At 63.0% G+C, this 10,627-nt stretch carries 7 protein-coding genes; 6 read left to right on the forward strand and 1 reads right to left on the reverse strand.

What is annotated here, in order from left to right; translation table 11 throughout:
* The first annotated feature begins 709 nt into the window (after positions 1 to 709).
* From BN3659_RS05725 to BN3659_RS05750, 6 genes are all read left to right on the forward strand, one after another.
* Positions 710 to 1,321, forward strand: a complete 612-nt coding sequence (locus BN3659_RS05725) for a TetR/AcrR family transcriptional regulator (protein WP_091535277.1) — start codon at positions 710 to 712, stop codon at positions 1,319 to 1,321.
* A gap of 130 nt (positions 1,322 to 1,451) precedes the next feature.
* Entirely contained in the window at positions 1,452 to 2,336 is an 885-nt protein-coding gene (locus BN3659_RS05730) for a class I SAM-dependent methyltransferase (RefSeq protein WP_091535278.1), read from the forward strand.
* On the forward strand, positions 2,333 to 3,037 hold the full coding sequence (locus tag BN3659_RS05735; protein WP_091535279.1) for an L-2-amino-thiazoline-4-carboxylic acid hydrolase: 705 nt from the start codon (positions 2,333 to 2,335) through the stop codon (positions 3,035 to 3,037). Before BN3659_RS05730 ends, BN3659_RS05735 begins: the two co-directional genes overlap by 4 nt.
* Before the next feature lie 22 nt (positions 3,038 to 3,059).
* Positions 3,060 to 4,865 (forward strand): ABC transporter ATP-binding protein, encoded by a 1,806-nt coding sequence (locus tag BN3659_RS05740; protein WP_091535280.1) that lies wholly within the window; start codon positions 3,060 to 3,062, stop codon positions 4,863 to 4,865.
* Between the two features lie 10 nt (positions 4,866 to 4,875).
* Complete coding sequence (locus tag BN3659_RS05745; RefSeq protein ID WP_091535281.1) at positions 4,876 to 5,496, forward strand: class I SAM-dependent methyltransferase; 621 nt, start codon at positions 4,876 to 4,878, stop codon at positions 5,494 to 5,496.
* Positions 5,497 to 5,509: 13 nt separating this feature from the next.
* Positions 5,510 to 7,240, forward strand: coding sequence for an ABC transporter ATP-binding protein (locus BN3659_RS05750; protein WP_091535287.1), 1,731 nt, complete (start codon positions 5,510 to 5,512; stop codon positions 7,238 to 7,240).
* Positions 7,241 to 9,834: 2,594 nt separating this feature from the next.
* Here BN3659_RS05750 and fabG read toward each other — a convergent pair.
* Positions 9,835 to 10,581 (reverse strand): 3-oxoacyl-[acyl-carrier-protein] reductase, encoded by a 747-nt coding sequence (gene fabG / locus BN3659_RS05765; RefSeq protein WP_091535292.1) that lies wholly within the window; start codon positions 10,579 to 10,581, stop codon positions 9,835 to 9,837.
* Positions 10,582 to 10,627: the final 46 nt, after the last annotated feature.

The following is a 10,627-nucleotide window of genomic DNA, read 5'->3' on the forward strand; positions in this document are numbered from 1 at the left end:
CGCCCGGACCGATCGGCGTTTTTTCTTTTTTTCGGGCCTCGCCGTATCGGCGCCGAGGAGCGCAAAGCCGACCGGATGCCGGCATGCCCGAGAGCCCGCCGGCCTTCTCCTGAGAACGGCGACGGATGCTTCGCTTCCTTGCCGGCGCAAGGACCCCGTTTCCGGGCGTTTTTTTCGGGGGCGTCGCTTCGCCGCCGTCTTTCCGGCTGCCCCGACACGGCCCGGCGCATTCTCGGACAACGGATTTTCAGCCGTCGCCGCCTCGGCAAGATCGCAAAGCCGGAACGGACACCTTATGTATAATAGGGGAGGGGCCGAATCGTGCGCAACTGCGTTTCGTGCGGAACATCCGCCTCGGGCCCTTCTCCCGCGTGCGGTTCCGGTCGTGCGACCGCCGGCAGCTTCCCGCCCGTTCATGGGTTCCGCCCCTCTTGCGGAACGGATGCGGCCCGCCGGGCGGCCGGCTGCGGATCCGGACGAACGGAGGCGGCGTACATTCCCCGTCTTTCCGCCCGCCCGTCTCGCGGACACACATTTGCGGCGGCTTCCGAACGTCCGGAACGGCTGCTTTCGGACCTGTCCGGACGACCGGCCGTGCTCCGCCCGCCTTTCGCCATGGGGCGAAATACCTATAAATGACGATTGTCTGACTGTCCCGAATAATGTACCTTTGCCGAAACGACGAACCGAACGTCGTTCGTTATTTCATATGCGAGTGCTGAAAGACGACATACGCCGCCGCATACTGGCGGCCGCCGGCGAGCAGTTCGGCCGGAAGGGCTATTCCAAGACCTCCATGCGCGAGATCGCCGGAGCAGTCGGCGTAGGTGTCGGGAACATATACAACTACTTCGCGGGCAAGGACGAACTGTTCCGCGAGGTGGTCCGTCCCGTTCTGCACGCCATGGAGGCCATGTTGCAGGAGCATCACGGCATACGCGGCGAGGACGTGATGTCGATGCGTTCCGAAAAATACCTGAAGACCTGCATCGACGAATACGTTTCGCTCATCGACACGCATCGTGATCTGCTGGAAATACTGCTGTTCCGCGCCCAAGGCTCTTCGCTGGAGCGTTTCCGCGAGAGCTACACCGACCGTTCGACCGGGCTGGTCAAGGCATGGTTCGCCGCCATGAAGAAGAAGTACCCGAACATAAATACGTCCGTGTCCGATTTCATCATTCACCTGCACACGGTGTGGATGTTCACGCTCTTCGAGGAGCTGTTGATGCACGCGGTGCCCAGAGGGGAGATGGAATCCATCCTGCACGATTACATTCTGTTCGAAATTCAAGGTTGGAGGGCCATCATCAAGGTATGACCGACAGCAAACCCGTACCCGGAAAAGCCGCCGCGAGGGGACAGCGGAAAAGGAGGAAATCTTTACGGATTTTTCCTCCTTTTTTCATGAACGAATCCGAATATTGTTCACTGATAAATTCCATTGTAAAATGAAACGGAAACATCAATTCGAGAGCATCGTCGCCGAGACATTGCTCATCCCGCTCTATTACAGAGCGAAAGAAAGCCGCCGCAGGCATCCCGTCCTGAACGACGAGGCCGCGGAGCGTCTTGCGGAGAGTCTGGAGTACGACTATTCCCGCTTCGACGGAGCGAAGCTGAGCGAAGTCGGCTGCGTCGTCCGCGGGTGGTATTTCGACCGTGCCGTCAGCCGCTTCATCGAGAGGCACGCCGATGCGGTGGTCGTGAACGTGGGCTGCGGGCTGGACACCCGTTTCCAGCGCATCGGCAACGGGAAGGCCGTATTCTACGACATGGACCTGCCGGAGGTCATCGCGCTGCGCCGCGAGCTGCTCCCGGAGCAGCCGGGCAACCCCTACATTGCGGCCTCCCTGCTGGATGCCGGCTGGCTGGACGACCTGCGCCTCCGGCATCCCGACGCGCATTTCATCTTCGTGGTCGAAGGGGTGCTGATGTATTTCTACCAAGAGCAGGTCGAGACGTTCCTGCACCGTGTGGCGGAGCGTTTCGCGGGCGGCGAACTGTGGTTCGACGTCTGCGGCACGATGATGAGCCGCCACGGCATGAAGCCCGATTCGCTCCGCGGACACGAGGCGCAAATCCGCTCCGGCCTGAGCGACGGTCGCCGGGTGGAGCGATGGGAACCCCGCCTGCGCCTTCTGGAACAGGCCAACTACATGAAGTTCTTCCGCCCGCGCTGGGGTTTCTTCTTCGGTCAGATATTGGGGCGTATGACACGGCTGTGCTACAAGTTCAGTTCGATGCTGGGATACCGCATCGTTCGGCAGACGGAGGCCGCGCATGAAGCCGAATCGAATTGCCGCGGCGCGGCGGCCGCTCCCCGTGAACGATGAAAGAGACGACGATCGAACCCTATCTCCCGATGCTGGGACGGTTCGAAGAACTTTTCAGGGAGGAGCTGGCGCCTCGTATGCCGGTCGAATCCATCGGCTCCGCGATGAAGGCGGCTGTCGGGCATTTCCAGCGCATCGCCCCCGTGATTCCGGAGGTCCCGCCGACATCGCCATGGGTGAAAAACATCATCGGCGTAGCTTGGGAGATCGGTCTATGGAAAGAATTGGCAGCCCGGGGTTGGAGCCCGGCAGAATGTTCCGCCGCAACGCAGCGCGTCCTGAGGAAACTCGCGTCGTCGAGCATCCCTTCTGGGAAAATCCCGCAAATGCGCGAGATGCTGTGTTCGCCCGACTATGTGCGCCGCATCGCCTCCGCCTCGCATGTCTCCTCTGCGGAGGACTGGCTGTTCGATTGCGTGTTGCCGAATGCGGACGATGCGTTCGATGTCGGGATGGACATCGTCCGCTGCCCGGTCGCCGAACTCTGTTCCCGCATCGGCGCCGAGCGCTTTTTCCCCTATTTCTGCGTGAACGATTACGTCGCGTACGACGTCCTCGGCATCCGGCTGACACGGACCCGCACGCTGGCCCACGGAGCCTCGTGCTGCGATTTCCGGCTGACCGAAAAGGGTGCGGCGGAGGCGGAGGGGGAGGTCGTGGTCCGGCCGGAGCTCCTGCCGGAATTCGCCGGCGACGAATGAAGAATCCGTAAAAATTCCGTATATGAAAACCGAGACTAAGAAAAAAGAAGGTCTGTCCCGCCTGTTCGAGATCGCGGGAGAGAAGAAAGGGCTGCTCTTTCTGGCGGGTCTGCTGTCGGCAGGCAGCGCCGTGTGCATGCTCGTGCCCTATTGGGCGGTGTACAAGGTGCTCGAAGAGCTGCTGACGCACGGTGCGAACCCGGCTTCGGTCGACGGGGCCGGCATGATCCGCTGGGGGTGGATCGCCTTCGGAGGGCTTGTCGGCGGACTGGTGCTGTTGTACGCCGCCCTGATGTCCTCGCACGTGGCGGCATTCCGCATTCTGTACGGTCTGCGCGTCCGGCTGTCCGAACACATCGGCAAGCTGTCGCTGGGCTATCTGAACGGCACCTCTACCGGAGCCGTCAAGAAGACGATGGAGCAAAACATCGAGAAGATCGAGGGGTTCATCGCCCACACGATTCCCGACTTGGTGAACGTTGCGGCGACGGTCGCGGTGATGCTCGTCATCTTTTTCTCGTTGGATCCATGGCTGACGGCGGTCTGTCTCGCGGTGGTCCTGTCGGGCTTCGCCCTGCAATTCTCCAATTTCATGGGGAAACAGGCGCGTGAGTTCATGCGTATCTATTACGACGCGCAGGAAAGGATGAGCGCCTCCGCCGTGCAGTACGTCAGGGGGATGCCCGTGGTGAAGATATTCGGGCAGAGCGTCCGCTCGTTCCGCCGGTTCGATGCCGAGATACAGGCATACAAGACGTTCGCCCTGAAATGCTGCGACACCTACCAGAACGGGATGATCGCATTCACCGTTCTGCTGGGTTCGACGGTAACGTTCCTGCTTCCCGCGGGTATCCTGCTGATGCGCGGGGACCCGCAGTCGCTCGCACGGGCCGCCGTATGGCTGTTTTTCATCGTCATGGGGCCGGGCGTGGCTTCGCCCGTCTACAAGCTGACGTTTCTGGGCGGCAACACCAAGGAGATCGACGAAGGCGTGGCGCGGATCGACCGCATTCTGGCGAAAGCGCCCGTTCCCGAACCGGCATGCCCCGAGGTGCCCCGGTCGTATGACGTGGAGTTCCGCCACGTGTCGTTCTCCTACGAGAATACGGAACAGGGCACGCGGACCGAGGCGCTGCACGATGTCTGCTTCACGGCTCCCCAAGGCCGGATCACGGCGCTCGTGGGCCCTTCGGGAAGCGGCAAGTCCACCGTCGCGAACCTGATCCCGCGCTTTTGGGACGCGGCGCAGGGAGAGGTTCTTATCGGCGGCGTGAACATCAGGAACATTGCTGCGCCGCAGTTGATGGACACCGTTTCGTTCGTCTTTCAGGATACGTTCCTGTTCTACGACACGCTGTACGAGAACATCGCCGTGGGGTCCCCCTCCGCCACGAAAGCGACGGTCATGGCCGCAGCCGAAGCCGCCCGGTGCCATGAGTTCATCGAACGTCTGCCGCAAGGCTACGAGACGCGGATCGGCGACGAGGGCGTGTATCTGTCGGGCGGCGAGGCGCAGCGGATATGCGTGGCCCGCGCCATTCTGAAGAATGCGCCGATACTGGTGCTGGACGAAGCCACGGCCTTCGCCGACCCCGAGAACGAATACAAGATGCAGCAGGCCTTGCAAGCCCTCATAAAGGGCAAGACCGTGATCGTCATCGCCCACCGTCTGTCGTCCGTCGCCTCGGCGGACAACATCGTGGTCATGCAGCGGGGGCGGATCGTGCAGCAGGGCAGGCACGACGCCTTATCCTCGGCCGAGGGTCTCTACAAGAGGATGTGGGATGCCTACACGAGTGCTTATCATTGGACGTTGAACAAAAATTGAATACAGCGATATGAAAAAAAACAGTTTCTTGAACGATATTTTGCAGAACACGAGCTGTCCGCAGGGATTCTGGGGACGGATGGTTTTGCGCGGAATGAACCGTTTCCACGCTTCGCTGGCCCGCCGCGGCATGCGGCAGGTGGACTGGCAGCCCGAGTGGAACGTTCTGGACATCGGATGCGGTGGCGGCGCCGACCTGAAGCGTCTGCTGAAGCTGTGTCCGCAGGGACGGGTTTACGGCATAGACCTCTCGGAGGAGAGCGTCGCCTTCGCCCGCAGGCACAATGCGGGAGAGCTGGACCGGCGCTGTTTCATCCGGCAGGGCGACGTCTGCTCCCTGCCCTACGGGGACGGGGCGTTCGATGCCGTTACGGCCTTCGAGACCGTCTATTTCTGGCGCCCCGTCGGCAAAGCGCTGGGCGAAGTCTTCCGCGTGCTCCGTAAGGGGGGCTGCTTTCTGATCGGTCTGGAGGCGGGCGACCCCGAACTCGGAAGGATGTGGACGGATCGGATCGGGGGAATGACGGTGTACGGAGCCGAGGAGCTGAAGCGTTTGCTGTCCCGGGCCGGCTTTTCCGACATCCGGGCGATTCGGGCAAAAGAGGAGCTGCATATCGTCGCACGTAAATAAAAGGAGCCGAAACATGAATGCGATTGAAAACATCACGATAGGCCGTCCGGAGCGTCTCTGCAAGCCCGTGGGCTGCACCATGCTCGCCAATCTGGTCAACATCATCCCGTTCTGCCTCTCCGTCGAGGCCGTGCGCATCATCTTCGCCGCATTCGACGGCAGCGGCGAACCGCTCGATACGCCGAGGCTGTGGTGCATTTTCGGCATATCGGTCGTCTATATGCTGGCGATGGCTCTGGCCGAACGGGCCTCCTACCGGGCCAATTTCAGAGGGGCCTACGAAATGAGCGCCTCGGGACGCATCGCGCTGGCGGAACATCTTCGGAAGCTCTCGCTGGGATTTCTGTCCCGGCGCGATCCGGGCGACCTTTCCTCCATGCTCGTTACCGATTTCACGATGGCCGAGACGGGCATTTCCCACCATTTGCCGCAACTGATGGGGGCTCTCGTCATGCCCGTGCTGGCGTTCCTCTCGCTGGTGTGGATCGACTGGCGGATGGCCCTTGCCATGTTCGCCGCCCTGCCGTTCGCCCTGCTCGTTTTAGGGATGAGCACCGGCGTGCAGAAGAGGCTGAGCGGAAGACAGATCCGGGCGAAAATCGACGCCGGCAACCGGCTGGAGGAGTACCTGCTGGGCATTCGCGTGATGAAAGCCTACAACCTGCTGGGCGACCGCTTCGTCCGCCTGCGCGACGCTTTCGCGGAGCTGCGCCGCGCCTGCATCCGTCAGGAGGCCCTGTTGGGTCCTTTCGTGCTGCTGAGCATTACGCTGGTGCGGGCCGGACTGACCCTGATGGTGCTGTGCGGAACCTATCTGCTGCTGGGCGGCGAACTCTCGCTGCTCGTCTTCGTGCTGTTCCTCGTGGTCGGCTCGCGCGTGTTCGATCCGTTGACTTCGGCGCTGACCGACTTTGCGGAGTTCCGCTATTTCTCCATTGCCGGAGGGCGCATTCTCGCGCTGATGCGGGAGCCGGAGATGCAGGGCGACCGGCAGGCCCCGGCAGCCGGAGACATACGGTTCGAGCACGTATCGTTCGCCTATCGGGACAGAGAGGTGCTGCAAGACGTGTCCGTCGCGTTTCCGACGAACGCGCTGACGGCCCTCGTCGGCCCCTCGGGGAGCGGGAAAAGCACGGTCATGAAACTGTGCGCCCGCTTTTACGACCCGCAGCAGGGGCGCATCCTCTTCAACGGGGTCCCGATGAACGACATAGAGCCCGAAAGCCTGATGAGCCGCATCTCGATGGTGTTTCAGGACGTCTATCTGTTTCAGGACACGATCCGCGACAACATCCGCTTCGGAAAACCCGGTGCGACGGACGAGGAGGTCATCGCGGCTGCCGAGAAAGCCTGCTGCCACGATTTCATCATGCGGCTGCCGCAGGGATACGACACGATGGTGGGCGAGGGCGGCTGCACGTTGTCCGGCGGCGAGAAGCAGCGCATATCCATCGCCCGCGCCATCCTGAAGAACGCGCCGATCATCCTGCTGGACGAAGCTACCGCGTCGCTCGACCCGGAAAACGAGGTGGAGGTCCAGAAGGCCATCGACACGCTTATCGGGGGACGTACCGTCATCGTCATCGCCCACAGGCTCAAGACGATCATGAATGCGGACCGGATCGTCGTTCTGGAGGACGGACGCATAAGGGAACAGGGCACGCACGACGAACTGATGCGGCACGAGGGGCTTTATGCCCGTTTGTGGACGCTTCAGGAAAAGTCCGCAGGCTGGACCGTGTAAAACGGCGCAGCGTTCCGGATGCCGGCCACACGCACCTTACCGAAAGCCGGGGAGAAGGCGGCGGCGAGCGGCCTTTCCCCCGGCTTTCCCTTATTTCCCGGCCGATGTCGGGCATCGGCGCGCTGATTACGAGGCGCCCGGTTTCAGGCTGCCGCAGCGAGACGGCGCCTTTCAGGGTTCGCGGCACTTTCCGTTTTCAGGGCAGGGCAACGGGACCGCGCCCGGTTTCCGCGAACGTAAGTTCTCCGTCCTGCCCAACGGCTTCCTTTGCGAATCCCGATCCCGGACCGCCCCGCCCCCGCGTTCGTCGTTCCGCCTCATCCGATGCCTGCCGGAGGCGCAGTTTCCGTCCGTCCTCGGTCCCGCAGAAGGGGAGGGGAGCGGGCGGTCCTCCGTCGCACGAAGGTCGCTTCGCGGACGGGTCCTCCGTTTTCCGCCGCTTTCAGCGGGGCGGTTTCCCCAAGGTTTTTCCTCCTCCCGCCCGACGGTTCGGCACATGACGTACCGAAACCGAGCGATTGTCTCTCCACGCTGCGGCTTGCAGCGGGCCGGCTCCGTCCCGCCTCGATCCGCAGAGCGACGGGCCGTCCGCCGCCCCCGTTCCGGTCGTGCGACCGCCGACGGCTCCTCCGTTTTCCGCCGCTTTCAGCGGGGGCGGTTTTCCCGGGGTTTTTCCTCCTCCCGCCCGACGGTTCGGCACATGACGTACCGAAACCGAGCGATTGTCCCTCCACGCTGCGGCTTGCAGCGGGCCGGCTCCGTCCCGCCTCGATCCGCAGAGCGACGAGCCGTCCGCCGCCCCCGTTCCGGTCGTGCAACCGCCGACGGCTCCCCGCCCGTTCATGGGTTCCGCCCCTCTTGCGGAACGGATTCCGCCGCACCGGGCGGCCGGCTGCTCGGACGAAGAGGCATTCGGCGACCACCGCCTGTTTCCCGCCGCGTCTCCGTTATTTTGCCGTTTCGCATTAACAAAAGGCCGCCCCCTCTTGACAAACGGCTTCGGCGCTCTTATCTTTGCAGGGTCTCCGTTTCCCGTGCGCCGCCCGCTTCCGGAAATCAAGTCTACTTGGGGCGGCCGCCGTCGACAGCATCACGGGCGATTCGGGAGATTGAACTAATACCGCCGGCGCGTACCCGAACCTCTTGCGGCCGAGCTCCGCAACGCTCGGTTCGGTTTTTTCCCGGACTGCGGCCGCGGCAAGCACTGCCGATTCCCGCTCTCGCAGGGTGCGGCGCATGAACGTAAGTGCGCTGCATGGTGAACCCCGCGTTCTCGGAGTCGCAGCTTAAGAACCTGCGGCGCCAGAATCGACACCTTGCCTCGACCCACCGTCGAAAATTAGTTTTCTTACAGGCCAGCCGAAACCCTGCTCACGGTTCCGGCCGGCCTTTTTTTGTCCGCGACGTCCCCGTCCCGGCATCTTTCTGTCCAGCCTTCGCCCTTCCGGCTCCCGTTTCCGCCGCTCCCCAGCTCCGACCGTTCTGCCGTCCTCACCGCTTCTGCCCTCGTCTCCCAGCCTCTCCCGCACGCCGGACAAAGTTCGGGTCCGTACTGTGCGTGCTGCCGTTCCGCATCCCCACCCGGCACCCCGGGAATGGTCCCGTCCCGGCATCTTTCTGCCCGGCTCCTGTCGCTTCAGCCTTCGCCCCTCCGGCTCCCGTTTCCGCAGCTCCATCCGTTCTGCCGTCCTCACCGCTTCTGCCTTCGTCTTCCAGCCTCTCCCGCACGCCGGACAGAGTTCGGATTCGTTCTATGCGCGCTGCCGTTCCGCTTCCCTGCTCGGCACCCCGGGAACGGTCCCGCCCGGCATCTTTCTGCCCGGCTCCTGTCGCTTCAGCCTTCGCCCCTACGGCTCCCGGCCCTTGCCGCTCCCCAGCTCCGGCCGTTCCGCCGTCCCCTCCGCTTCTGCCCTCGTCTTCCAGCCTCTCCCGCACGCCGGACAGAGTTCGGATTCGTTCTGTGCGCGCTGCCGTTCCGCATCCCCGCCCGGCACCCCGGGAACGGTCCCGTCCCAGCATCTTTCTATTCGGCCTTCGCCCCTCCGGCTCCCGTTTCCGCAGCTCCCCAGCTCCGACCGTTCTGCCGTCCTCACCGCTTCTGCCCTCGTCTTCCAGCCTCTCCCGCACGCCGGACAAAGTTCGGGTCCGTACTGTGCACGCTGCCGTTCCGCATCACCGCCCGGCACCCCGGGAACGGTCCCGTCCGACATCTTTCTGCCCGGCCTTCGCCCCTCCGGCTCCCGCTTCCGCCGCTCCGCCGTTTTCGCTCTTTCCCGCCGCGGCTCCGCCCCTCCCCGCGGCGACCGGCCGAACCGGCTGCTCCTTCGGCCCGGCACGCGAAAAGGGCTGTCTGACAGATCTCAGACAGCCCCGTTTTTATCCGTATGCTATTCGGGAACTTCTCCCAATACGCAATTTTCAGAGAATTGGAAAAACTCGTCAGACGGCCCCCTTCATTCGTACAGCCGTTCGAGAACTTCTCCCCCCCCCTCCGAACATGCCGCTCAAAGGATCGAAAAACTTGCCGGACAGCTCCGTCCGCTCCCGAATCGCGCAGCCGGCCGACCGCCTTCCCGCCCCGGCAGCGGCGGGGCTCAGCAGTTCATCGCACCGCAGCAGTGGATCACCTGACCGCTGACATACGACGAGAGGTCCGACGCGAGGAACAGCGCCACCTTGGCCACCTCCTCGGGCGTACCGCCGCGCCGCAGCGGAATCTGCTTGTACCATCCCTCCTTCACCTCGTCGGGCAGCTTGTCGGTCATCTCCGTCATGATGAAGCCGGGAGCTATGGCGTTCGCGCGGATGCCGCGGGAGCCCATCTCCTTGGCGATGGATTTCGCCAGTCCGATCATGCCGGCCTTCGACGCCGAGTAGTTGCACTGTCCGGCGTTGCCGCTCACACCCACCACCGACGACATGTTGATGATCGATCCGCTCTTCTGCCGCGCCATCGCCGGCACGACGGCGTGGATGAAGTTGAACGCCGACTTCAGATTGACCGTCAGCACGGCGTCCCACTGCGCCTCGGACATGCGCATCATCAGTCCGTCCTTGGTGATGCCGGCGTTGTTCACCAGAATGTCGATGCGGCCGAACTCCTTCAGGATCTCGTCGATCACCTTATGCGTCTGTTCGAAATCGGCCGCATTCGACGCATAGCCCCGGGCTTTCACGCCCAGCGCCGCGATTTCGGCTTCGGCGGCTTTGCCGTTCTCGTCGATCGCAAGGTCGGTGAACGCCACGTCGGCCCCCTCCCGTGCGAACTGAAGTGCGATGGCTTTTCCGATTCCGCGCGCGGCGCCCGTTACGACGGCGACTTTTCCTTCGAGTAATTTCATAGCTTTCCTTTATATTATTAAATAAGTGTTTCGATCGTCTCCCGGC

Origin of the sequence: Alistipes sp. CHKCI003 (genome assembly GCF_900021155.1) — a bacterium.
Taxonomy (GTDB): Bacteria; Bacteroidota; Bacteroidia; order Bacteroidales; family Rikenellaceae; genus Alistipes; species Alistipes excrementavium.